Here is a 23,340-nt window from a genome sequence, read left to right as displayed (position 1 = left end):
AGGAGCGCAAAGACTAGTTCGTAGCCGCCGTCTGCCAGCCGCCGCCCAGCGCGAGAAACAAGGTCACCGCCTGATCCGAATAGGCCGCACGCGCCTGCGCCAGCAGCGCTTCCGAGGCGGCGAGCGAGCGTTCGGCATCAAGCACGATCTGGAAGCTTTCGGCACCCGCCTGATAGCGCAGCCGGGCGATGCGGGCGGCCTCGGCGCTCTGGGCGCGTCCGCGCTCCAGCGTCGTCATGCGATCGGCGGCGGCGGCATAGCGCTTGAGCGCGCTCTCGGTCTCTTCCAGCGCGCGCAGCCAGGTGCCGTCGAAGGTCGCCAGCGCCGCATCGGCCTGCGCCTCGGCCTGGCGGATCCGCGCGCGCGCCGCACCGATATTGGGGAAGGACCACGAGATCAGCGGCCCCAGCCCGAAGCGGAAGCCCGAGGACGAGAACAGCCCTTCGGGCGAATTGGCGGTCGATCCGATCGACCCGCCGAGACTGATGCTCGGATAGAGATCGGCGGTGGCGACGCCGACGCGCGCGGTCGCGGCGTGCAGCCGGCGCTCGGCCGCGCGAATGTCCGGGCGGCGGGCGAGCAGGCTGGCGCCGTCACCGACCGGCACCGCGCTGTTGAGCGTGGGCGCGACCGCGCACGAGGCGACTTCGGCGGGGAATTGCGCGGGCGGGCGCCCGGTCAGCACCGCGAGGCGATAGAGCGCCGCCTGGCGCTCGGCCTCGAGCGTCGGAATGTCGGCACGGGTCTGCTCGAGCAACGCGCCGGCGCGGCTGGTGTCGAGCGCGGTGCCGCGTCCGCCTTCGAACAGGCGGCGGGTGAGGTCGAAGGTCTGCTCCTGGACGCGCAGGCTTTCGCGCGCGACCGCGAGCTGCTGGCCATTGGCGCAGGCATCGACATAGGCGCGGGTGGTTTCCGCCGCGACGGTGATGCGGGCGAGATCATACGCCGCCTCGACCGCCTCCATATCGGCGCGGCCCGCCTCGATCGCGCGACCGATCCGCCCGAACAGATCGATCTGGTAACCGACATCGAGCCCGGCATCGTAGCTGTCGCCGCGCGGCCCCGCGCCGGTCAGACCCAGCGTTGACCCCGCCGCCTGCCCATAGCTGGCGCTGGCCTTGATCTCCGTGGAGGGCAGCCGGGCATTGCGCGTTTCGCGCAACCTGGCCCGCGCCTCGCGCAGATTCGCGTCGGCGACGCGCAGATCGGTGTTGTTCTTCAAAGCCTCGGCGACCAGCGCGTCGAGCGCCGGCGCGTTGAACAGCTTCCAATATTCGGCAGGCGGCTCGGCGGGCGCGAAGGCGGCAGTGCCGCCGCCGACGAAGCCACCTTGCGCCGGCGCCTTCGGCACCGGCGAGACATGGTCGGGGCCGACCATGCAGCCGCTCAGCGCCACGCCGCCCAGCAGTGCGAGGATCGTACGCGTCATTGGGCTTCTCCTGCCGCCAGCGGCAATTCCGGCTCGGCCTTGTCCTTGCGGTCACGGCTAAGCTTGCGCATCAGCACGTAGAAGACCGGGGTGAAGATCAGCCCGAACACGGTGACCCCGAGCATGCCGAAGCTGACGGCGGTGCCGAGCGACTGGCGCATCTCCTGCCCCGGCCCCGTCGCGATCGCCAGCGGAATCACGCCGAAGATGAAGGCGAAGCTGGTCATCAGGATCGGACGCAAGCGGGTACGCGCGGCGTAGATCGCGGCGTCGAAGCGGGTCATGCCTTCCTCCTCACCCTGCTTGGCGAACTCGACGATCAGGATCGCGTTCTTCGCGGCCAAAGCGATGAGGACGACGAGGCCGACTTGCGTCAGGATATTATTGTCCATGCCGCGCAGATTGACGCCCAGCAGTGCCGCGAGGATGCACATCGGCACGATCAGGATCACCGCCAGCGGCAAGGTCAGCGCCTCATATTGCGCCGCCAGCACCAGGAACACGAACACCACCGCCAGCACGAAGATCAGCGCCGCGCTGCCCCCCGCCTCCTTCTGCTGATAGGCCAGCCCGGTCCATTCATAGGTGTAGCCCTGCGGCAGCGCCTGCGCCGCGAGCTTCTCCATCGAATCCAGCGCCGCACCCGACGAGACGCCCGGCGCCGCCGAGCCCTGCAGCTCGACCGCGGGGAGCAGATTGTAGCGCACCACGCGCGAGGCCCCGCTGTCACGCACCAGGGTGGCGACCGAGGACAAGGGCACCATCTGCCCGCTCGACGAACGCACCTGCAGCCGGCCGACATCGGCGATGTCGTCGCGGGCATAGGGCTCGGCCTGCGCGGTCACACGGAAGGTGCGGCCGAGCAGGTTGAAGTCGTTGACATAGGTCGAGCCGATATAGGTGCCGATGGCGTCGAACACCTGTTGCGGCTGGACGCCGAGCAGCTGCGCCTTGTCGCGGTCGACATCGGCGCGGATGCGCGGGGTGCTGGTGTTGAACAGCGAGAAGACCTGAGTGACGTTCTTGTCCTGCATCGCCGCGCCCATCATCGCGCCGGCCGCGCCTTCGAGGCCGCGATAGCCGGCGTTGGCCGAGCGATCCTGGATCATCATCACGAAGCCCGAGCCATTGCCGAGGCCCTCGACGGCCGGGGGCGAGATGATGAAGATGTTAGCGCCTTCGATCTGCCCGGCGAGCGCGCCGGTCAGCTTGCCGGCCAGCGCCTCTGCGGAGTTGGCGCTGCCGCGCTCGGACCAGTCCTTGAGCTTCAGGAACATCACACCGGCGTTCGACGCCGCGCTGAAGCTCGCGCCGTCGAGACCCGCGAATGCCGCGCCCTCGATCACGCCGTCGGTGTGGCTGGCGATCTGGTACGCCTTGTCGAGCACGGCGCTGGTGCGGTCGAGCGAGGCGCCGGGCGGCAGCTGGATCACGCCGATCAGGAAGCCCTGATCCTGTTCGGGGATGAACCCGGTCGGCGTCGCGGTCAGCCGCCATCCGGTGAGCGCGAGCAGCACCGCGTAGATCAGCATCATGATCACGCCCATGCGGACGACACGGCCGGTAAAGCGGCCATAGCGATCCGACAGCCAGTCAAACCCGGCGTTGAACTTCTCGGCGCCGCGCTTGACCGGGCGCATCCAGCGCGGACCGCTATCGGTATCGAGTTCCTGATGCGGCTTGAGCAGCAAGGCGGCCATCGCCGGCGACAGCGTCAGCGACACCACCAGCGAGATCGCGGCGGCGGCGGCGATCGTCACCGCGAACTGGCGGTAGAAGATGCCGGGAATGCCGGGCACCAAGGCGGTCGGCACGAACACCGAGACCAGCACCAGCCCGATCGCGATCAGCGCGCCCGAGACCTCGCGCATCGTCCGGTGCGCCGCCTCGCGCGGAGCCATCCCCTCGCGGATATGCCGCTCGACCGCCTCGACCACGACGATGGCATCATCGACGACGATGCCGACCGCGAGCACGAGGGCAAACAGCGACAGCGAGTTGATCGAATAACCCAGCGCCAGCTGCACCGCGAAGGTGCCGACCAAGGCGATGGGGATCGCGATGATCGGGATCACCGCCGCGCGCCAGGTCTGGAGGAAGACCAGGACGACGATCACGACCAGCACGACCGCTTCGAGCAGCGTCTCCTGCACCGCCGTCACCGACGAGGCGACATATTCGGTGGGGTTGTATGGGACCGACCATTTCATGCCGGGGGGCAGCGTCTTGCCGATCAGGTCCATTTCCTTGAGCACGCGATCGGCGGACGAAAGCGAGTTGGCGCCCGGCTGCTGGATCACCGCCAGGGCGATGCCGCTCTGACCGTTGAACGAACCGCGGATCGAATAATCCTCGCTGCCGAGCTCGATCCGGGCGACATCGCGCAGCCTGGTGATCGCGGCACCGGCCGTGTCGGTCTTGAGCGTGACATTGGCGAATTGCTCGACGGTGGTGAGGCGGCCCTGCACGTCCACCGGCACTTCGAACGAGGGATTGTCCTTGCCCGAGGGCGCCTGCCCCAGCGCACCGCCCGCGACCTGAACGTTCTGCGCCCGCAGCGCCGCGATGATCTCGCTCGCGGTCAGGTTGCGCGCCGCCGCCTTGTCGGGATCGATCCATACGCGCATCGAATAATTGCCGCCGCCGAACACCTGCACGCCGCCGACGCCGTCGAGGCGGAGCAGCCGGTCGCGGACCTGGGTGTTGGCGAAATTGCCGAGATAATCGACGTCGAGGCTCTTGTCGGGCGAGGTCAGCGCCACGATCATCAGGAAGCCCGATTCCTGCTTGTTGACGATCACGCCGACCTGGCGGACCTGCTCGGGCAGTCGCGGTTCGGCGAGCGCGACGCGGTTCTGGACCAGCACCTGCGCGGCATCGAGATCGGTGCCGGGCTTGAAGGTCACGGTGACCTGCGCGGCGCCCTGGCTCGACGACGAGCTCATATAGAGCATGTTCTCGACGCCGTTGATCTCCTGCTCGAGCGGCGCGGCGACGGTCTCGGCGACCGTCTCGGCGGCGGCACCGGGATAAGCGGCGGTGATCGCGATCGTCGGCGGGGCGATTTCGGGATATTGCGACAACGGCAGCAGCGGATAGGCGAAGGCGCCGATCAGGGTGATGAACACCGCGATCACGCCCGCGAATATGGGCCGCTCGATGAAGAAGCTGGATATGTTCATCGCTCTGGCCTCAGCGGCCGACGGCTTGCGCGGACGAGGACGGCGGCGCGGAGGACCCCGGAGGGGCGCTGGCGGGCGCGGCGCCGGGCTGGATCTTGCCCTGCTTGGCCTGAACCTTCTGCCCGGGCATCGCGCGCTGGGTGCCGTCGATAATGACGCGATCGTCGCGGGTGATGCCGCTGCGGATCACGCGCAGCGTGCCGAGCAGCGGTCCGGTCTGGACGGGACGCGCGGCAACCGAGCCGTCCTTGCCGACGACATAGACGACCTGCCGCGCGGCATCGGCGATCACCGCCGTATCGGGCACCAATAGCGCCGGATAGGGACGCGAAGCCTCAAGCCGGAGATTGCCGAACATGCCGGGCTTCAGGAAGCCGCCGGGATTGGGGATGACGGCGCGAGCCCGGATCGTGCCGGCGCCGGTGTCGATGGCGTTATCGATGAAATCGAGCGTGCCCGAATGGCTGTAATCGGACTCATCGCTGAGCTTGACGCGCACCGGAGTGCCGTTCTGCGTGCCCGCGCCCTGCCGCTGATATTTGAGCAGCAGCGCTTCCGAACCCTGGAAGACGAAGTGGAGCGGATTGACCGATACGATCGTGGTCAACACGGTCTGGTCGGCGACGACGGCGTTACCGGGATCGACGCGGCGCTCCGAGATGCGGCCGCTGATCGGGGCGGTGACGCGAGTGAAGGCGAGATCGAGCTGACGAGCGCGGACCACCGCCCCTGCCGCCGCGACCTGCGCCTCGGCCGAGCGCAACGTCGCCTGACGCTGCTCGAGTTCTTCCTGGCTGGCCGCTTTCTGCGCCGCGAGATTCTGCGAACGCGCAAGCTCGGTGCGGGCATTGGCGAGCGTCGCCTGAGCCTGCGCGGCCTGCGCCCTGGCCTGCGCCAGCGCGGCGAGCGCCGGGCGCGGATCGACGCGGAACAGCAATTGCCCGCGCTGGACGAACTGGCCGTCCCGGAAATGGGCGGAGGCGAGGAAGCCGGTAGCACGCGGGCGCACCTCGACATTCTGCACCGCCTCGAAGCGCCCGACATATTCGTCCCAATCGACGATATCCTGAACCAGCGGTGTCGCCACGGTGACCGCGGCCGGAGGGGGGCCGCCCTGAGCCTCCTTGCCGCCACCACAACCGGCGAGCGTCAGAGCCAGAGCCGCGGCCGCGGCCGCAAGAAAAGAGCGATTCATCAGGTCGGGTCCGCGCGCCAGAGTTGTCCGCCGACCAGCCATCCTCATCCGAGGCGCCGCTTCTGGGTCGGCTTCGATAGCGCTGCGCTAAAACCGTTCCAAGACCTTGTCAACGGCTGTAGACATAAAAGTCATCGATCGTTGACTTTTGGGCGCGAAGGCATAGGCTTAACCATCATGCTCGCGCCCGTCTGTTCCCAGCCCCGTTTGCGCAACGCCGCCGCGACCCGCCAGGCGATGCTCGAATCGGCCCGTCGCCAGTTCGCGCGAGAAAGCTATGAGAATGTCGGGCTGCGCGAGATCGCCGGTGCGGTCGGCGTCGATCCGGCGCTGGTCTGCCGCTATTTCGGCAGCAAGGAAGCGCTGTTTCGCGAAGTACTGCCCCACCCCGACGATGGCGAATTCCTCGAAGGCATGACCGCCGAGGCCCTGCCCGCCTATCTCGCCGAATTGCTGAGTGTGCCCGAATGCGAAGTATCGGCCGAAAAGGCCGAATGGCTGCTGATCGTCATGCGCTCGGCAGGATCGCCCCAGGCATCGAAGATCGTCCGCGAGATCCTGCACGAAGGCGTACTCGCCCCGGTCGAGAAGATGCTCGACGCCAAGGACGCCGAACTGCGCGCCGCTCTGGTGCTTGCGGTAATGATAGGCAGCGCGGTGCTGAACACGATGGGCATCGAGACGCTGAGCGACGGCAATAGCCGAGTGCGCGAGAAGCTGGCCGAACTGTTCGCCGCCGCGATCCGCTAGCGGACCATCACGCGGAAGCGGATCGAAAAGGACGAACCGGCAACCTGATTGCCGCCCAATCGCACCCGGATATTGGTGACGCGGGCGTCGGTGCCATTGGCGTCGGCGACCGGCGTGCAGGTCCAGGTCGCGCCATTGTCGCACGAGAAGTCGAGCCGGTCGCTGGTGCTGCCGAGACTGGTGAAACTGTAAGTGAGCAGGCTGGGCGGCAGGAGGCCATCGGCGAAGACCACCGGCCCCGAACCCGGCAGCAGGCCCAGATCCGCGACGCGCAGCGCCGTGTTGGCGGGAATGGCATCGGCGAACGTCACGCCGTTGACCGTGGTCAGCACGCCGTTCGGATTGGTGATCGTGATCGTGTAATCGACGAACGCGCCCGGCACGCGCTTGGGCAGGAGATTGTTCTGCGGATCGGAGACCACCGACGAGGTCTTGACGATGGTCAGCGGGCTGGCGGCGACCAGCAATGCCAGCGGCAGCAGGCGCAAGCGCTTCATTCGCGGACTCCGAAGATCGGGCGGGCGACTTCGCCCAGGGATTGCTGGTCGAACTTGAAGCGCAGCATCAGGAACGGGCCCTTGCGGGTCCAGCGCGCCTCCTCGAAATCGCGGTCGCGATAGCCGGCGATGTTGTAGCCGGCGGTCAGCCACAGATTCCTGGCGGGCGAGATTCCGATCGAGGCGCCGAGCGACAGATTGGCCGCGCCGTTGGTCCAGCTATGCTGGACGCTGGCATTGGCGCCGATATCGAAGCGGGCGGTCAAGTCCTTGCGGACCTCGAGCCCGACCACATCGACGAAGCCGTCGAACCGTTCGCCGGCGTAACGGCCGCGGACATATTTGGCGCCGTAGTAAAGGCTGGCTTCGAAACCGTGCCCCGCTCCTTCGCTGCCGGTGCGATAGTTGATGGCGGCATTGTTGATCAGGCGGAAGGTGGTGCGCGTATCCGAGGCGAGGACCGGCACCGCCAGTGCGTTATCCGGCGCGATGCTGCCATCGGCGCCTTCGCTGCGCAGCTGGAAGCGTTCGAGCAGCGACCAGCGGCTGTCCATCCGGCGGAGGGCCAGGGCGATATCGGCATCGATCGACCGCACCGCCTTGCCGCTGTTCTGGCGGAGGCGATAGGCGCGGATGCCCGACGCCAGGGTCGATCCGTCGCCGAGGGTGCGCAGCAAATTGCTGGTCAGCCCCCAGCGCTCCTCGCGGCTGCCGGCGCGATATTCGGCGCGACCGTTCCAGCTCCACAGCGTGCCGCGATAGGTGGCACCGAGCGTGGCGGCGGTGAAGTCCTCGTCGATGCCCGAGGTGCCGAGGATGCCTCCGGCGGCGACGGGGTGGAATTTGTTGATCGTGTCGCCGGTGGGGAGTGCGCCGGAGAGCGTGGTGCTCGAATCCACCGTCACGTCGATCGTCCAGCGCTTGCCGAGCGGCAGCGACTGGCTGAGACCATATTGAGCGAAGGTGCGGATTCCGTTCTCGCCGATCGCGCCCTGATTGATCGTGGCGAGCGCGCGGGCACCGGACCAGGGGGCGACATCGAAGCCGAGGCGGGCGGTCCGCGCGGTGAACTTGTCACCCCGGGCGAACTCGACGCCGCCGATCAGCTTGAGCCACGGATTGAAACGCCACGCCGCGCCCAGCCGCTTGCGCGCCGGCATATCGATGCTGTCGTCCTTGCCGCCGAGCGGGATCTGGCCCTCGGCGGTGAGTTCGAGGTGGTGGTCGAGCAGATTCCGCGTGCCGCCGAGGGTGAGCAGGCGGGAGTCGCGATGCTCTCCGGTGGCGGTGCGGTCGGATGCGAACTGCACGCCGGCGAAGACGGTGCCGGTGTTGCGGCGATATTCGAGACGGGCCTCGCCGGCGACACGGCGCGCGGAATCGTCGAGATCGTCCTGCACCCAGGCCGAACCGGCGAGGTTCCAGCGCTCGCTGAGGCGGACGCGGCCGTCCATGCCGATCCTGCGCGATCCGGCATCGCCGAAATTCTGCTGGCCGAGGCCGAAGGCGCGGTCCTGCTGGCGGGCATAGACGAGGAGATCGGCGACGGGGCCGTGATGCTCGACTTCGGCGAGCCAGGCGCGACCGTCGCGGACGCCGGTGCGGCCACCGCCGGCGGCTTCGGCGCGGAATTCCGTGGTGCGGCTGGCGCGGATGCGGAGATCGACGCCCGCGACGGTGGCGGCATTGGCGACGCCGGCATCGTGGATGACGCTGGCGCCGGCTTCGACCTTGCCGAGCGTGAGCGACGCGCGGCCGCCGGCGACCAGCTTGTCGCCATCGCCATAGGTCTCGTAATCGGCGACGATGAAGACCGGATTGAGCTCGGCATCGCGGCTGAGGATCGGCTCGCGGAAGCGGACCAGGCCGGTGCGCGGATCGATATCATAGTCGATGTGGCGGGTTAGTTGCTGGCTGTCGAGCACGCGGTCCGGGCGCAGCCGGTCACGGGTTTCGAGGCGCAGCTTGTCGCTGTTCGGGACGATGTCGCGGCCCGACAGGCGGTACGGGCCCGACAGGCCATTGCCCTGGATCTCGTCGCGGCCATAGCGGCTATCGTCCCTGGCGGCGAAGCCGGCGACCTGGACGCGGTTGCCGCGATATTCGGCGCGGGCACCGTTGAGCGTGCGGCTGTAGCGGGTCAGGCGGGTATCGACCAGGCCGGTGTCGAAATCGCCGAACAGCGCCTGGAATTCGGGGCGTTCGAGGCGGATGTAGAGTTTGCGGCGGCTGGCGGCGTCATAGCCCTGGCGCGTGCCATCGCCATAGACGGTGTAGTAGCGATCGGGATCGATGGTGCCATGGGCGCCGCGTTCGCGCATGCGCCGCTCGTCCTTGTCGCTGTCATAGGCGAGGGTCAGCAGCCACGAACCCTTGATCCGCCCCTTGGCATAGAGCGCCAGCTGACCGTCGCTGATCATTTCGCCGCTCTTGCCACGGGCGGGCTTCTCGGCACCCGAGAGGACGTCGTATCCGATCGAGCCCTTGCCGAAGCCGACCACGACCCAGTCCTGTGCCGGGGCGGCGAGCCACGCCTTGATGTCGCTGACCGTCTCGCGCTCGCGATCGGCCAGCGTGACGGCGATACGGACCGCGCCCGACTGCGAGGTCGGCTGGAGGGCGATGAAGGCGAGACCGTCATCGCCGACCACCCGCGCGGTGGCGCGGGTCCGTTCGAGACCGGCGAGCTGGCGGCCCTGCTCGGCGGCGGCTTCCTGTGCGGCCTGGTAGGGCTGCTCGACGCGGAACGGGACGATGGTGCCGGCGCGGACCGGGCGACCGTCGCGATCGGTGACGCGCACGGCGAGCAGGGGCTGGGTCAGGCCGTCGGCGACGAGGCGCGACTGCTCGGGCGCATAGACGGCGCGGGCGGGAGTATTGGCGTAATGGACGATGCGATCGATCGTGGCGGCGACGCTGCCATCTTCGTTGAGCACGCGTGCTTCGAGGCGGTTGTCGCCTTCGGAGAGCGAAAGACCGGTCCAGCGCGAGACGGCGATGCCGCGACCCTGATCGCTGTCGGTGCCGTCGAAGCTAAGCGGATCGACCGGCTTGCCGTTCAGCAGAAGTGCGACGCGCTGGCTCGGTGCGTGGCGGATGACGACGCGGACCGCGGGCGCGCGGGGATTGTGATCGATCGCCGGGAACATCCAGCCGATGCCCGGCTCGGCCTGCGCCAGCCAGTCGTCGCGACTACCCGCGGCTTCGGCATCGGCGAGCGGCTTGATCGGCAGCGCGCTGGCCGCGGCCGCCGCCACGCCGGTCAGGCGCAACTGGAAATCGACGCGCTGGAGACTGCCGCCACTGCCCTCGACGAAGCGCGAGATCGGGCTGCGCGCGGCGCGGGTATCGGCATCGCACACCACCGGCGCGTGCGTGGGCGGCACGCTGGCCAGGTCCATCTGGACGACATGCGTGCCGGGCGCGACGCCTTCGAAATGGTAGAGCCCGTCCTTGTCGGTGACGACATAGCTGCCGTCCTCCATCAGCAGACGGATGCCGGCGATGCCCTTGCGGCCGCGCTCGGGATTCAGGCAATCGCCTTCGGTGACGCGGCCGATGACGGTGAAAGTGTCGGTGAACAAGAGCGCGCGGATGCGGACCGACGCGCTGGCGACGGCACTGGAGATTCCGCCCGGCGTGGCCGCACTGGCGCGATTGACCGCCTCACCAGCGGGCGCACCGGGTGCGACTTCAACCAGATAGGTGAATTTCTTTTTCGCGCCGGCCGCCAGATCGGCGATCGTGAAGGTCAGCGTGCCACCATCGCCGCTGACCTTGGGCTCGTCCGTGCCGCGCGTCGAACCCAGCCGGTAGCGGAGGCCATGCGGCAGGATGTCGGTGACGATTGCGGGCACTGCCGAGCCGTCGCCGGCGTTACGCAACTCAAGCTGGTACTGGACGAAATCGCCCGCGCTCGCCTCGCGCACCGAAGCGACCTTGGTCAGCACCAGCCTGGCCTGAACCGCCTTGGTTATCTTGAGAACGGGATCGAGCGGGATGTCGATGATCACCGGATTGATCGTCACCAGTGCGAATACGCCGCCGAAAGAGCCGGGAACGACGATACGCCGCTCGCTATGCGGCCCGGCCAGCGTCTTCAGATCCTCGACCCCGGCCTTCGAAGGTCCGGTATAGCCATCGGGCGGCGTCACCTGCAGGCGATACCTGCCCGGACGAACCAGCGGGAAACGATAGTGGCCGGGCGCCATGGGATAAAGCCAGCCGCCGCCATCGGTGACCGGCGCGCCCGAGACCATCGTGCCGGGATAGCTGCTGATCCCGTCGTCACCCAGAACCTCCGCCGGCAAGCCGGTCGCGTCGTCTATCAGCGTCACGGTCGCGCCATCGATCGGCTTGCCGGTGACCGAATCGAATACAAGGCCTCCGGGATCGACCGGGATCCGGGCATCGGAGCCGTCATTGTCGTCGTCACCATCGAAGCGCGCCGCGATCCAGTCGGCGCCGTCCTGGCCGATGTCGCAGCCTGTCTCCGGTGCGCCCGTGGCATGACCTCCGGCCGGGACCATCCCGGCGAACACGCCGCTATTGGCGCCGGTCTCGGTCAGCTCGAGCCTGAGCTCACGCACACCGGAATCGATCATGACCCACGTCTTTTCACGAACGGCGGGATCATGGTTCTCGCCCGGCGCGTCGAGCGCGAGCACATAGGGACTGCCGATATCGAGCGATTTGAGCGGCGCGGTGGCGGCAAATAGCGTTTCGTCGAGCGCGAGCGGACGATAGGCCGGCTGGGGTAGCGGTTCGCACATCGCCTTGCCGTAATCGGGGTTCCAGCCCGCAGGGGGACGATGAAAGGTGATCGCGGTCTTGTATCGCCCGCGCGTGAGCTCGACCGTATTCGACGGCACGGCGATATCGCCAACCGGACCGGCAAAGGTGAGCGTAGCGGTATTACGGATCGTCTGGGCGCCCGCGCCTGCTGCCGGCAACAGCGTCGCCAGCGGGATCAGCAGCGCCAGAAGCGCGCGCTTGGGGAAAGGGATTCCGGGCATAGCGTCGCCCTTCTCCGGCGCGCGAGGGAGCAGCGCGCGCCGGATCGGGGGAAAGCCTTGCTATTCCGCGCGTCAGTTCACGGTCGCGCGGAACGCGACGGTCAGCGGCACCAGCGGCAACACCGTTCCGATCGTCGCACGCACGGTGGTGCCGTCGAATGAGCCGCCATAGGGGTCGCTTTCGTCGGCACCGGTCGCGTCATCGTCCTCGATCGTGCCGTTGAGCACGCACTGGCCGCCGACACCGAGCCCGCCGACGGTCAGCGAGTTCGAGACATAGGTCATATTCGCGGGCACGACGTCCGACAGCGTTACCCCGGTGGCGGTGCCGGGACCGGCGTTGCTGATCGTCATGCAATATTCGACCACCGCGCCGGGGATGGCCTTGGGATTGACGAGCAGATTGTAGGGATCGCTGATCACGCGCACTGTCTTGGTCATCGTCACCGCGGCGGAATCGATCGTGTAGGCGTCGAACGCCCAGTGTGCGCCGTCACGCGGCTGATCGAGCAGATTGGCGTCATCGGCGAAGACGATATCGACTGTCGACGGCGAATCCGGGGTAAGCAGCGATGTCGCGACCAGATCGGCGCCGAGCACGCCCGATCCACCCCCGGCGGCGACCGTGGCCTTCAGCCCGACGATGGCGGTGTGGATGCCCTGCGTATTGGGAATGTCGGCGACGATGAACACGGTGACGGTAGCGTCGGGCGCGAGCTCATCGATGAAGGTCGCGGTATCGATACCGGCGTCATAGACGCCGTTGCCGTTCGAATCGACAAAGGCGCGCAAATTGGTGACGTTGAAATCGTCGGTGCCGAGCAGCGGGATCGATACCGTCTGCTGATCGGGCGTGAGGCGGAAGTCCTGGGTCGCGTTGGTCAGGTTGGTGACGGTGAATGTCGTGACCTGATCAGTGGCGCCGATCGCCACGCGCGTCGCCGATCCGCCGACTTCGGCAACCGCGAGGTTGACCTTCTTGTCGACCACGAACGATACGGTGTTCGAGGTGCTGGTCTGCGGCGACCCGCCGACCGAATAGCTCACGGTCGCCTGGTTGTTGATCGTCGTGCCCGCAGGGGTCTGCTGCGCGAAGGCGGGCGTTGCGAGCAGCGTGGTCAGCGCGGCGGTGCCGAGCAATCGTATCGAACGGTTCATGGGCTTTTCCCTGTTGCTCAAGATGCTGTGGGAGTGGTGGCTGTCATTTGAGTGTGGCGCGGAACGAGAGATGCGCCTTGCGTCCGGCGGCGATCGAGGCGATCCGCCAGCGGACGGCACGGACATCGGCGGGAAGCGCGGGCCGGCTGACGCCTTCGCTGCGCACCGCGAGCTGGGACAATGTGCCGAAGCGCACGCCATCGACCGAAAGCTCGGGCTCGGGCGAGCCGGCGGCGGCGCCGGCATAGATCAGACCGGCCGGGACCGGATTGGCGACGACCAGATTCAGCGCCGCTTCCCGGCCCGAATTCTGGACGGTGATCTGATAGACGAGACGATCGCCCGGCGTGACGCGCGCCGCCGGCGCCAGCACGATCCGCACCGTGCCGTCCGCCGCGGGCTTGCGGGTCTCGACAAGCACCTGCGCGGTAATGCTGACCGGCGATCCCACCGGTGCGGCAGCGAGCGTGGCCGGGATGATGGCGACCAGCGCCAGCGGGATGCTACCGAAATTGCTAAAGCGTGCCATGGTCTTCCTCACTGGATCTTCACTCGGAACTGGATGGTGTGGACGGCCGGCGCGGACACATCGCCGAGCGCGACGCGCACCGCTTCGCCATCGAAACCGCCGGCGTCGCGATCCTCGGCATCGGTCAGCGCCGCGCCGTCGAGACTGAGGCTACCGGGAATGTAGCGAGCGCCCTGTGGGATCAGATCGGCGAAGCGCGCCGCGCGAACCACGCCGCTGCCGCCGAAGCGGGACTCGATCGTGTAGATGACCGTCGCGCCCCTCACCGGCATCGCGCTGCCGTCCGGGGCGACGACGCTTTGCGATTTGACGAGGGTCACCTGGCTGAGATCCGAGCCCGGCGCCGCGGTCAGCTCGACGGTGGCGGCGGCATTGGCGCCGGTCACGCCGACAACGGCCTCGCACTCATTTCCTCCGGCAAAGCCCATGCCCGGCGTTCCGTAGCCGGTCACCGCGCGCGCGGTGACGGTCAGCGTGCCTGGAGAGGCACTGGCTCCGCCATCGACCAGCACCAGCAATGCGGCACGGATGCCCGGCGCGAGCGGCGCGGTGACGGTGCGATTGGGGATCAGCACGTCGATCGCGGCATCGAACCGGCCATTGCCATCGCTGTCGATCGCGAAGCCCGTGACCGAGGCGTCGCCGCCGTCGATCCGGGCATCGAGCACGAACGCTTCCTCGCCATTGCCGCTATTGGTGAGCGCGAAAGGAATGGCACCGGCAGCGTTCCGGGCCAGCGGCACGGTGGCGCTGTCAGCGGTCAGGTGCAGATCGAGGAGTTGGGCGGCGCGGAACGCGGCGGCATTCGATTCAATGATGTGGGGGGTATCGCCCTCGGTGAAAGCGAGCCGGGCGACATTGGAGATATTCGCACATGCGGGCGTCGTGGCGCCTGTCGGCGCGGCAATCACACAGCCCGCCACGCAGGATAACGCCGCTGAAATCTTGTAATACTCGCCTTTCTGCATGGGGTTCACTTTCATGCGCTCGACGAACACATGAATGTATTGGATATTTTACGGATCGTTTAAAGCGAAACTATGTATCATCCCGTATAAACTAGTTTATTGCATCCAATCTGATATGTAATTAGGCAGAGTATTGATTGAGATTTAGGAAATTAGTGACTTTGGCCTACCATTCTACCAAGTCACGCAGATAATATCTGCATACCTATTTAGTCCATTTTGAACCGAATCAGGCTAATCATGCACACCTTCTGGTATGCACCTACAGCGACGCCTGGCCAGCAGATCTTTTCGCCAAGCGAATCGGGGCTGTTCTTCAAGTGGCGGATGATTCGCGCCATTCTTCGCAAGTAACCGGTGCGGCCTTGCGCGTCACCGCGCGACGGCAAGCTGCCCCGTCATCCCGGATGGAACTTGCACCAGAAGGCGATGGCGCCGACGCGGATGAGCACCGTCTCTCCGATCTTGCCCGCCGGCAGATCGGCATCGAAGCCGCCGTCGCGCAATGGCGATTTGGCGAAACCTGTCGCGGTTGACTCAGATGATCGTGTCACCGACGCCAAGCCCGGCCGACACGGCGCCGAACTTCATCTTGTCGATCACGATCGTGTAGGTCTTGCCCGCAGGCCGCGCCAGGGCCGCGCTTGCCATCGGGGAAGCGACGAGCACGGTCTGCACGAACATCACCCTGGCCAGCGCCGTCATCAGCGCAGCTCCGAAGCGATATGCTCGGCGTACATCCGATGCTCGGTGAACAGGCTCAGGTTAGGTTCAAGCAATGCCTTGCGCTCGCCATTTTGGCGCCCGGGACCAGCGTGCTGTGCGGAGCACCATTGACGGTGCGGTGCAGGGCGACCTCGTTGGCGACATAGGCGGATCAAACGCCAGCCAGTCGAGCTTCGCCGTCGCCGCTGGTGAAGCGGCCGCCGATTTCGACGGCGCCGCGCTGGTGGCGTTGTCCTCTGGCGCAACGCCGCGCTTCTTGACCAATGCCAGCGCCTGAACATTCACCGCATTGGATGTCGCGCGGTGGCCAAGGTTTCCGCGGCCGCCAGTTCGATGCGGCCGCACGATCGCGCGGCCGCCGCTGGCCGGCGCGGAAAGGCCACCCGCCGCGCTGCGGAATGGGTCGCGATCAACCGCGCAAATAGATGCCGGATGCGGTTGACAGGCCCCAGCCCCTTCCGTAGTGGCCACCGCCTACCCCGTGCCCAGATGGCGGAATTGGTAGACGCACCAGCTTCAGGTGCTGGCGCTCGCAAGGGCGTGGAGGTTCGAGTCCTCTTCTGGGCACCAGTGGCCTTTCCGGCGAAGTCCGGAAACGTCCACCAAGCGGCTGGTTTTCCACCGTTTTTTCCTCGAAACTCGCCAGTGGAAATCCGGGCTGATCCGGCAAAGACCATCACAAGACCATCAGCTTTGATGGTGTTTTTGATGGTCCTGAGCAGCCCCTTGGAGCTGGAACCATCATGGCACTTACACACATCCAGATTACGCACGCCAAGCCTTCGGCGAAGCCGTACAAATTGACCGATTCGGACGCGCTGTACCTCGTCGTCCAGCCGTCCGGCGCAAAACTCTGGCGGATGAATTACCGCTATCTCGACCGGCAAAAGACGCTCCACCTCGGCGGATGGCCGGATGTGAGCCTGGCGGCTGCCCGGGCCAAGCGCGATGAAGCACGCACCCAGATCGCGGCTGGTCTCGATCCCGCCACCGAGAAGAGGGTCGCGCGAATCGCGAAGAAGATCGCGGCCGACAATACCTTCAAGACGGTCGCCGAGGAGTGGGTGACCAAGACCGAGCGCGAAGGACGCGCGCCTGTCACGCTCGAAAAGATCCGCTGGCTGCTCGGCATGGAGCAGCGAAGACGCAACACCGCAGCCCGGAGTCTTCCATGGATATAGACGCGCGCGCGCGAACTGGCCGCACTCCCGGTCCCGAGAGTTGTCGATATACTTGCAGCCGGGCTCAGATGATCCGGGCTGACCGAACCATCACAACCTCCTCGATCTTCGCAACGAGCGAGGCATAATCTCCGTCGGCGGGCACTTCGATCTCGACTTCCAGCCGCATCGACTCGTCCGACCGCTGCGCCGAGATCGTGAGCGGCACGATCCAGCGCTGAGCCAACAGCCCAAGGACGCGGAGCAGAACTTGCGGACAGATTTCGGTTTCGACCGCGAGACGCACGACGCGCTCACGAGGAACCTTGACGGACGGCACGTGAGAAGGCGCGGCGGCGCGCGCAGGACTGTTCTGCATGGGAAATACTCATCGATTCGGGAAGAATGCGCGCTCCCTCCGAGAAAGCGCGGGCACGCGCCGGCTCAGCCGAGCCGGCAGGTGCTAATTCGCAGGCTGCCCCAGGCACACAGGCCCGGAGCGCCGGAGCTAAGTCGCTCCACCGTCCGCACACCTGCAATGCCCAGTCCCCGTGCCATCACCCTCAAACCGAAGAATCGATTGCTTGTAGCTTTAGACGCGTGTGAGGGCCTTTTCCGCAATCGAAATCAGGCATGCCATAGCCATTGGCCTTTCAGCGAACAGGGTGCCGCTCCCCAAGGCTTTGACAAACGCGCAAACCGATCAAAACAAGGCGCTCTTCCATGGGAGCAGAATGTCTTGGTTGGCTTCGTCGGAGCCTCAAGTTAGGTGGAGGCGGCGCCGGGTTCTGTGGCGAGCTGATCGGCAATGAAGCCGAACTCGAGCACATCGATCTGCGGAAGATCATGTATCTCGCGCGCAGCATCGAGATGACCCTTCAATCGCGTCAGTGCAGCAGCCCTGTCGTCGACATTGCCAAGCAGCGCCCGAGCGCGGTGGTAGTAGATGTGCAGGGTCAAAATCAGCGATTCATCGTCGCGCGCACTGTTTCGAATTTCTTCCCCAAGTGTCTCGATGATATCGGCGATGTTCGGCGGCGAGACCGGAATCTCGGCTTGAAGTCCCGGGGCGAGCTGCTCGAACACATAGGCTTCCGCAAGGTTCGTGACCGCGAGCATCTTTAGCGCACGGAAAAATTGCGCGGTTCGCCTATTCTCCCGGTCATCGTTAGGATTGGGTAGCGGCTCGGATTCGAGAAGCAGTTCATAGGCATCACGGAGATGCGAGACACCCGTTGCAAGCAGCGCGCTGGGATTGTCGGTGAGGTGGACGCCGGTCTTCGACCCGAGCATGCGCTCGCCGACCGGCGTCAGCGACAGAACCTGCAAAATCGCTGCGGTGACGAGCAGGCTCCCAAGCTCCATCTCATCGCGCAAGCGACGCAACCAAGCGCGTTTGAGGCCTATCGGACGTGTCGCATAGGCGCTGAGGTTCTGATTGAGCAACTTCTGCGCGCGGCTAAGGTCGTAATGCGTGCGCAACGAGAAGCGCAGGGTATGGGCAAGAAGATAGCGGGCATCGAATGGCTCCGGTCCTCGCGCATTTTCCGGCAGTTGCTCGACCGCTCTGCCTGCGGCGTGCGCCGCAGCGACCCAGCGATCGGCGGCGATGAAGATGCAGGCGGCCAACTGCTGCGCGCCTGGCCGGGGCGGATTCGTAGAATTCTCATCGCTTATGACCTTCGGCGCACCCGATTTGACGAGGGAGTCCAGATAGGCGTTCATGTCCATATTGACCGGGAGCAGGCCACCGAAGGTCTCGTCAATCATATGCAAATGAAAGCGACGCGGGCCCGCCGGGTGCCCTGCCGCTGCGCGCATTCTCAGATCGGCAAGTGCGGAGTCCAGGGCGATCCAGAGATGCTTGTCGCGCACTGCTCGCACCGACGTTTCGACCAGCCTCGCAGTGACGTCCTGGGTCTCTCCGGTCATGAACCTTTCGAGGTCCGCGACGATCTCATCCTCCTCAACCAGATGGCGCGCGTTCAGAACAGCAACATATTCGGAGATCGCAGACCAGGCGTTCTGCAAGTCCTGGAGCGGCCCTCCGGGCCTCGAAAGCGATGCCAGCGCAGATGCGTCGTCCTTAGCAAGGGCGATCCAGTCAACCGCCGAGGTCAAAGTGCGGAACACCTGGTGGAAGCGCTCACGCATTTTCTCGTTCGGCGCGACACGCGCAAGCGCCCTCGTCATCGACTCTAGATTCAGCAGCGGAAGATAGTCGCGCGCGGAACGCGTAAAGAGCGGAATGCCTTCGCGCTCAAGCAGTCCTCTGCGGTCCCGAACAGCGTTGATCAGTACGCTGTCGTTGGTGACAAGCACGTACATGCGTTTGCGGTATCGGCCGGTAGACTCCTCATCGTTGCGGTACAAATTGACGATTGTCGCAAGAGTCACCGCGTCCCCGCGGATCGCATCGGCGGTCCGGTCGCTTGAAGGAGAGGGAAGCGCGGTGAACCACGGTTGCAAATCGGCGTGCTCGACCCGGCCGGCCGCAGCCCAGTCAGGATGTTTATCGAGCGGAACGATCGTACCGGGTTTGATGAAGCATTCCCTCAGGACACGGTTGAAATGCGCTTTGGCGTCAAGCGCATCCAGCCAAGCCTTGGGTAAGTCCTCACCAATCTTGCGGACCTTCTCCTTGACCGAAATGCGCGACTTCAGAGTCTGGCGCATGTCGTCAAGCGCCTTCCCCACAGGAAGAGACGCGCCGTCGTAGCTCTCTAACGCGATCTTTCTGCCGATCTCGCTCGCCTTATCGAGAGACTCCTCGAAATGCGGAAGCGAGATATAGCCCTTGAGATCCTTCTGGCCGGGAAGCCGGCCAGAAAACAGATAGTCCGCCGTTAATCGGGCCATTGCCTTCGATAGCTCGGCTCTGCCTTCCCCTTCACCGACCAATTTATCCAAATCTTCGTTCAGCGTACCGGAATCATGAACATGTGCGTGGAAAATGAATACGTTGGTATCGAAGAGATAGACGATCTCATGGCCGGTCTTGGCCTCGAAGTCGCTGTCTTCCCGGTTCCAGTAAATAGACCTGCGCAGGCTGATCGCCGCCTCGACATAGCGCTGCGCATTGGTCTCGGTCGAAGGGGGCGTCATGCGGCGTTCGCGAACATGTCTTCGTGTTTCGCGCGAATCTCGTCGGACGACCGGGATGTGGCGGGCAACTGGTCCAGTTCCGGCGCATAGCTCGCGCTAAGCTCCGCCTCGGCCTGCCGGTCGAGCGCCCGGTCCGCCGCCCGGTCGATCACGGCGCGCTCATGCCGCGCCGCCTCAAACGGAGTTAGTGGTAGAAATCCCGAGGCTTGGAGGATCTCGGCGAGCGGTGCCAAGATCGCCGTCGTGCCACGAGCACCAACCAGCAAGCCGACCGGCGCGCCTTCACGCGTCATCACAAGACCCCCGGCATCGCCGGGGCGCAGAACGTCGCAGCCCGTGAGTTCGATCTCGGCCGCGTCGAAATAGCTTTGCCGTCCTTCGACCGTCTCCAGATAGGCGGAAGCATGGATGGCGCTGAGCACGCCCAACGGGACCGGCCCTTCCAAGCGCGCCAGGTATAGGCGTTCGTGTTCGGCTGCGCGCAGCGACCAGCAATGGCGGGCCGCCTCGAGCCCGGCGACCGACGCGCTAACGCGAACACCTGCATCGACAGGAAGGGCGGTGATCAAGGCGGTCGCGGGTAAGTGGTGCGGATGCGGCGCCGCTTCGAGCGCGAAAGCGGGCCCCAGCGTCACAACACCGCGCACGCTCGGCAGCGTGCCATATTCATCGGTGGCAATGACTCTGTTGCTGGTGAGCGCGACCATAGTGCCGCGGCCGTCGAGGCACAGCATACCGATCGTGCCAAAGCCGTCCCACGCCGACGCCACATGGAGACCGGAGCGCAGAATCGGATTCGCAAAGACGTCAGCCATGATCACTTCGCCCGACAAGCGGATCAATCGGCGGAACGCGGTCACCGGAGATCTTCAAGGGAATTCCGAACAGTTCGTTCGGCAAGCGGCCGAAGGGATGGTCTTCCGCGACATCAGGCGCTCGCTCGTCCATGACCTCGAAACCGGCAAGGCTCGTCGAAAGCGGCGACCGCATTCCCACGTCAAACCGGGAGCGCAAAAACTCCTGCGCCATCGGGGTTCGAACCTTGTAGAACTCTTCCGGATCGGAGTGACGCCCGGGAGCGATCGTCGGATCGTCGAAATACTTCTTCTCGTCGTAGCCTTTAAGGTCGAAATAGTCGCCGAGTTCCCGCTGGGTGCCCTGGAGTGCCCCAAGTGCGTCCGGGTCGAGGATGTCCGCTATAGGGGGGATGGCGCCGTGGCGTACAACGACATAGTCGGCCTCGATCCGTACCGGGGCTTCACCCTCCTTGGTGCGCCAATAGACACCTCCCGCGTCGCGCGTGACCTCACCTTGGTGATATTCGATTCGCTTGAGCGCGATCGAAAGCGCCAGGAGGATTTTGTGGATAGGCGCGCTCGAGATGTCGTACGGATGCTCATAGCGGCCGATCAGCATGATCGGGTTCTTCTGTGGCGGTAACGGCGGAAGCAATTGCTTCGCCTCGTCGTCCTGGTTGAGCGCAAACTCGGTATATTTCTCATGATAGTGGCGCGATCGCGCGTTCGGCTCAAGGAGAGCCTCGGCCTTCTGCTCGATCTCCGAAACGATCTCCCTGGGAAGCGACTTCTTTGACCGGTCACCAGCATCAGGGTCGATCTTGAGAAGGAAGCGAAGCGCGAGTTCGTCACTCATGAACGAAGGATAGGTCAGGCGCAGGACGTCGATCACGCCCCCGTCGCCAGTACCGCTCACAGCATAATGCTTGTCTTTGTCCTCAGTCAGACGATCGACGTGATCGGACTCCCAGTAAGATTTGAACTTGGGATCATCGAGATCTTTCTCGCGGCCGTAACCGGTGGTGATGAACACGATGTCAGCGAACTCGTCATCCCGGCCGACGAAGCTTAACTTCACCCGGCCGCCGTTGGGCCCGCCAGGCGGGACGGCTTCGAATCCCTTGAACTCATAGTTGGTCTTGAGCTGCGCAATCTTGCCGCGAAAGGGCTTTTGCCATTGCCGGGAAATCATCTTGATGATGTCCTCACAGGAGGCCGCATACCAATCCATGAAAGGAAAGCGAGTCGTCCAGGAGAGCGGCTGCTCAGGCCAGAAATTGATCGAAGGATGGACAAAGCGGTGCTTAGCTTGGCGCTGCAGACCAAGCTCCGAGCCAGTCGATTCGTACAGCCAAACGCTGCATTTCTGCATGCGGAGCGCCGCAGCGCAGGTCACTCCGGCAATGCCGGCGCCGATCACCGCAGCACGCGGTTGCCGCATGTTGGGCCAAAGCTTGTCGCCGCCCTCCCGTAATGCCCAGATGAGGTTTAGCACCCGCCGCTGCTGCGATGCGAAACTGACGCGCGCGCCATAGGGTCCTACAAAATATACATTGGGCAAAGAAGCTTGGGACGCCTTTATTACGAGTTCGCAGTCATTTCTGATCGACATTTAGCAGCGCCCCCTCAAGCGCAACATTAGGCTGCAACGCGTGGGTCACTGTCAAGACATCAATGAGTCACGCATGTCGGGAAGCGCACCTAACCAAGATGTTACGTGATACTCTTGACTCAAAGGCAAATATGTGAGCGGCTAGACGATTTATGTCCATATTGGATATCTAATATGCTCAATTTATGCGATTCTCTACCCGGAGCCGATGCTCAGCATTTGCCCATGAATGCTGATATCGACAGCCAATCGTTTTTCAGGTCAGGCTATAATCTGCAATACAACGTCCGGTACGATCGATCGGAGAATAGCTGCTTGCGGTATGTAACGTGCGGCAGACGATACGCACTGTCGGACCAGCCCGCTCTTGGGGAAAGCAGCATCTGTCGCTCGTCCTTAACTGTCTCGACTCTTGGCGGTTCGGTAATCAATGGCCGCGATCGACTTCAGCGCTTGCGAGATAACGATCCGCGAACCCCATTCCTTGTAGAGTCCGCGTAAGGGCCGCCAGGCGCTGGGCTTGAAGGCGAAGTGAGGGTTCTCGGCTTCGCCAGCGGGCGTCGCCGGTCACGCCGCCGAACAGTTCGGCCAATTCACGGTGGCCCGCACCGGCTGCAATCGCGTCATGGGCCCGTAGCGCAAGAATCCACCGGCGAGTTCGTGGATCGCGAGGCCATAAATGGCCGCCGAAGCGCTGCGAGCGCGCTACCGAGACCAGTCGCCTCAGCGAGAGCAGTTGTGAATTGAGGTCGATCCCCGAGAGCTGCCAGCGAGGCAGGTTCGGTGCGCCGGCACTGTTGTATCCGTACAAGTCGATCCTGAGACGCCGCCAGCCGTCGGTGATCAGAAGATGTGCAACGTCCTTTCCTTCGATCAGGGTGACTAGGCCCCGGAGCCGATCGAGCCAAGATTCCCCCTTGGCGAGCGGTGAGTCCTCCGAGAGATTGTCCGCCACGAGCGTCTGATGATCCACATCGGATCGCCATTGTGCCCGCGCGACAGGGGCAGCCCGGTCTGCCCGCTCGAATGCAACCAATCCCCATCGCCCAGCGGCGTCCGGATCATCAGCTAAGCGGCAAGCGATCTCTTGATAATCGGGAGATCGCCGCAACCATTCCCAAGCGAAGCCAGCCCGGTCCAGTCGCTCGAAGCGATAGGCAGATGGATCCCGCCAATCCGGGAGCCAAGCGGGCGGCGAAATCATCGAGCCGCAGCGT

At 65.0% G+C, this 23,340-nt stretch carries 17 protein-coding genes, 1 tRNA gene and 1 pseudogene; 4 read left to right on the top strand and 15 right to left on the bottom strand.

Going from position 1 to position 23,340, the window contains the following annotated elements; translation table 11 throughout:
* Nucleotides 1-13: 13 nt before the first annotated feature.
* The 3 genes from KF730_RS03485 to KF730_RS03475 are packed head-to-tail and all read right to left on the bottom strand — an operon-like array spanning nt 14 to nt 5,806.
* Nucleotides 14-1,429 carry an efflux transporter outer membrane subunit gene (locus KF730_RS03485; RefSeq protein WP_294092283.1) on the bottom strand — a complete coding sequence of 472 codons (1,416 nt, stop codon included), beginning with the start codon at nt 1,427-1,429 and terminating at the stop codon, nt 14-16.
* A complete protein-coding gene (locus KF730_RS03480) occupies nt 1,426-4,611 on the bottom strand; it encodes a multidrug efflux RND transporter permease subunit (RefSeq protein ID WP_294092282.1) in 3,186 nt (1,061 codons plus the stop codon). The genes KF730_RS03485 and KF730_RS03480 overlap by 4 nt, the downstream gene beginning before the upstream one ends.
* 10 nt (nt 4,612-4,621) lie before the next feature.
* Entirely contained in the window at nt 4,622-5,806 is a 1,185-nt protein-coding gene (locus KF730_RS03475) for an efflux RND transporter periplasmic adaptor subunit (protein ID WP_294092280.1), read from the bottom strand.
* Between the two features lie 177 nt (nt 5,807-5,983).
* On the opposite strand from KF730_RS03475, the gene KF730_RS03470 reads away from it, so the two are divergent.
* Nucleotides 5,984-6,556, top strand: a complete 573-nt coding sequence (locus KF730_RS03470; protein ID WP_294092279.1) for a TetR/AcrR family transcriptional regulator — start codon at nt 5,984-5,986, stop codon at nt 6,554-6,556.
* On the opposite strand, the gene KF730_RS03465 is transcribed toward KF730_RS03470, so the two are convergent.
* The 6 genes from KF730_RS03465 to KF730_RS03440 all read right to left on the bottom strand — a co-directional run bounded on the left by KF730_RS03465 (nt 6,553) and on the right by KF730_RS03440 (nt 15,428).
* The gene (locus tag KF730_RS03465; RefSeq protein ID WP_294092277.1) at nt 6,553-7,053 is read right to left on the bottom strand and encodes a hypothetical protein; all 501 of its coding nucleotides are present in this window, start codon (nt 7,051-7,053) and stop codon (nt 6,553-6,555) included. The two genes, KF730_RS03470 and KF730_RS03465, sit on opposite strands and share 4 nt — an antisense overlap.
* A complete protein-coding gene (locus tag KF730_RS03460; protein ID WP_294092276.1) occupies nt 7,050-12,068 on the bottom strand; it encodes a hypothetical protein in 5,019 nt (1,672 codons plus the stop codon). The genes KF730_RS03465 and KF730_RS03460 overlap by 4 nt, the downstream gene beginning before the upstream one ends.
* 72 nt (nt 12,069-12,140) lie before the next feature.
* Nucleotides 12,141-13,226, bottom strand: a complete 1,086-nt coding sequence (locus KF730_RS03455; RefSeq protein ID WP_294092275.1) for a hypothetical protein — start codon at nt 13,224-13,226, stop codon at nt 12,141-12,143.
* Nucleotides 13,227-13,269: 43 nt separating this feature from the next.
* Nucleotides 13,270-13,755 carry a hypothetical protein gene (locus KF730_RS03450; RefSeq protein WP_294092274.1) on the bottom strand — a complete coding sequence of 162 codons (486 nt, stop codon included), beginning with the start codon at nt 13,753-13,755 and terminating at the stop codon, nt 13,270-13,272.
* Nucleotides 13,756-13,763: 8 nt separating this feature from the next.
* Nucleotides 13,764-14,723: a hypothetical protein gene (locus KF730_RS03445; RefSeq protein ID WP_294092273.1), complete on the bottom strand. Its 960-nt coding sequence runs from the start codon at nt 14,721-14,723 to the stop codon at nt 13,764-13,766.
* 537 nt (nt 14,724-15,260) lie between these two features.
* Nucleotides 15,261-15,428, bottom strand: a complete 168-nt coding sequence (locus tag KF730_RS03440; protein ID WP_294092272.1) for a hypothetical protein — start codon at nt 15,426-15,428, stop codon at nt 15,261-15,263.
* 115 nt (nt 15,429-15,543) lie between these two features.
* Here KF730_RS03440 and KF730_RS03435 point away from each other — a divergent pair, with 115 nt between their 5' ends.
* The 3 genes from KF730_RS03435 to KF730_RS03425 all read left to right on the top strand — a co-directional run bounded on the left by KF730_RS03435 (nt 15,544) and on the right by KF730_RS03425 (nt 16,630).
* Entirely contained in the window at nt 15,544-15,726 is a 183-nt protein-coding gene (locus KF730_RS03435; protein WP_294092270.1) for a hypothetical protein, read from the top strand.
* Nucleotides 15,727-15,932: 206 nt separating this feature from the next.
* Nucleotides 15,933-16,019 (top strand) — tRNA-Leu (locus KF730_RS03430).
* A gap of 173 nt (nt 16,020-16,192) precedes the next feature.
* Nucleotides 16,193-16,630 (top strand): Arm DNA-binding domain-containing protein, encoded by a 438-nt coding sequence (locus KF730_RS03425; RefSeq protein ID WP_294092269.1) that lies wholly within the window; start codon nt 16,193-16,195, stop codon nt 16,628-16,630.
* A gap of 64 nt (nt 16,631-16,694) precedes the next feature.
* Here the strand turns inward: KF730_RS03425 and KF730_RS03420 are convergent, their stop codons facing one another.
* The 6 genes and pseudogenes from KF730_RS03420 to KF730_RS17770 all read right to left on the bottom strand — a co-directional run.
* Complete coding sequence (locus KF730_RS03420; protein WP_294092267.1) at nt 16,695-16,988, bottom strand: hypothetical protein; 294 nt, start codon at nt 16,986-16,988, stop codon at nt 16,695-16,697.
* Nucleotides 16,989-17,374: 386 nt separating this feature from the next.
* Nucleotides 17,375-19,714 (bottom strand): hypothetical protein, encoded by a 2,340-nt coding sequence (locus KF730_RS03415; protein ID WP_294092266.1) that lies wholly within the window; start codon nt 19,712-19,714, stop codon nt 17,375-17,377.
* A complete protein-coding gene (locus tag KF730_RS03410) occupies nt 19,711-20,556 on the bottom strand; it encodes a hypothetical protein (RefSeq protein WP_294092264.1) in 846 nt (281 codons plus the stop codon). The genes KF730_RS03415 and KF730_RS03410 overlap by 4 nt, the downstream gene beginning before the upstream one ends.
* Complete coding sequence (locus KF730_RS03405; protein WP_294092263.1) at nt 20,522-22,123, bottom strand: FAD/NAD(P)-binding protein; 1,602 nt, start codon at nt 22,121-22,123, stop codon at nt 20,522-20,524. The genes KF730_RS03410 and KF730_RS03405 overlap by 35 nt, the downstream gene beginning before the upstream one ends.
* A gap of 427 nt (nt 22,124-22,550) precedes the next feature.
* Entirely contained in the window at nt 22,551-23,096 is a 546-nt protein-coding gene (locus tag KF730_RS03400) for a DUF2285 domain-containing protein (RefSeq protein WP_294092261.1), read from the bottom strand.
* A gap of 69 nt (nt 23,097-23,165) precedes the next feature.
* Nucleotides 23,166-23,327, bottom strand: a pseudogene (locus KF730_RS17770) (DUF6499 domain-containing protein); the annotation flags it as partial.
* Nucleotides 23,328-23,340 lie beyond the last annotated feature (13 nt).

It is taken from the genome of Sphingomonas sp., from assembly GCF_019635515.1.
Classification (GTDB): domain Bacteria; phylum Pseudomonadota; class Alphaproteobacteria; order Sphingomonadales; family Sphingomonadaceae; genus Sphingomonas.
This window is presented reverse-complemented; position numbering and strand designations above follow the sequence as displayed.

Excerpts from the sequence above, each read along its gene's own strand:
- KF730_RS03485 (WP_294092283.1), bottom strand. The coding sequence starts at position 1,429 with ATGACGCGTACGATCCTCGCACTGCTGGGCGGCGTGGCGCTGAGCGGC.
- KF730_RS03480 (WP_294092282.1), bottom strand. The coding sequence starts at position 4,611 with ATGAACATATCCAGCTTCTTCATCGAGCGGCCCATATTCGCGGGCGTG.
- KF730_RS03475 (WP_294092280.1), bottom strand. The coding sequence starts at position 5,806 with ATGAATCGCTCTTTTCTTGCGGCCGCGGCCGCGGCTCTGGCTCTGACG.
- KF730_RS03470 (WP_294092279.1), top strand. The coding sequence starts at position 5,984 with ATGCTCGCGCCCGTCTGTTCCCAGCCCCGTTTGCGCAACGCCGCCGCG.
- KF730_RS03465 (WP_294092277.1), bottom strand. The coding sequence starts at position 7,053 with ATGAAGCGCTTGCGCCTGCTGCCGCTGGCATTGCTGGTCGCCGCCAGC.
- KF730_RS03460 (WP_294092276.1), bottom strand. The coding sequence starts at position 12,068 with ATGCCCGGAATCCCTTTCCCCAAGCGCGCGCTTCTGGCGCTGCTGATC.
- KF730_RS03455 (WP_294092275.1), bottom strand. The coding sequence starts at position 13,226 with ATGAACCGTTCGATACGATTGCTCGGCACCGCCGCGCTGACCACGCTG.
- KF730_RS03450 (WP_294092274.1), bottom strand. The coding sequence starts at position 13,755 with ATGGCACGCTTTAGCAATTTCGGTAGCATCCCGCTGGCGCTGGTCGCC.
- KF730_RS03445 (WP_294092273.1), bottom strand. The coding sequence starts at position 14,723 with ATGCAGAAAGGCGAGTATTACAAGATTTCAGCGGCGTTATCCTGCGTG.
- KF730_RS03440 (WP_294092272.1), bottom strand. The coding sequence starts at position 15,428 with ATGACGGCGCTGGCCAGGGTGATGTTCGTGCAGACCGTGCTCGTCGCT.
- KF730_RS03425 (WP_294092269.1), top strand. The coding sequence starts at position 16,193 with ATGGCACTTACACACATCCAGATTACGCACGCCAAGCCTTCGGCGAAG.
- KF730_RS03420 (WP_294092267.1), bottom strand. The coding sequence starts at position 16,988 with ATGCAGAACAGTCCTGCGCGCGCCGCCGCGCCTTCTCACGTGCCGTCC.
- KF730_RS03415 (WP_294092266.1), bottom strand. The coding sequence starts at position 19,714 with ATGACGCCCCCTTCGACCGAGACCAATGCGCAGCGCTATGTCGAGGCG.
- KF730_RS03405 (WP_294092263.1), bottom strand. The coding sequence starts at position 22,123 with ATGTCGATCAGAAATGACTGCGAACTCGTAATAAAGGCGTCCCAAGCT.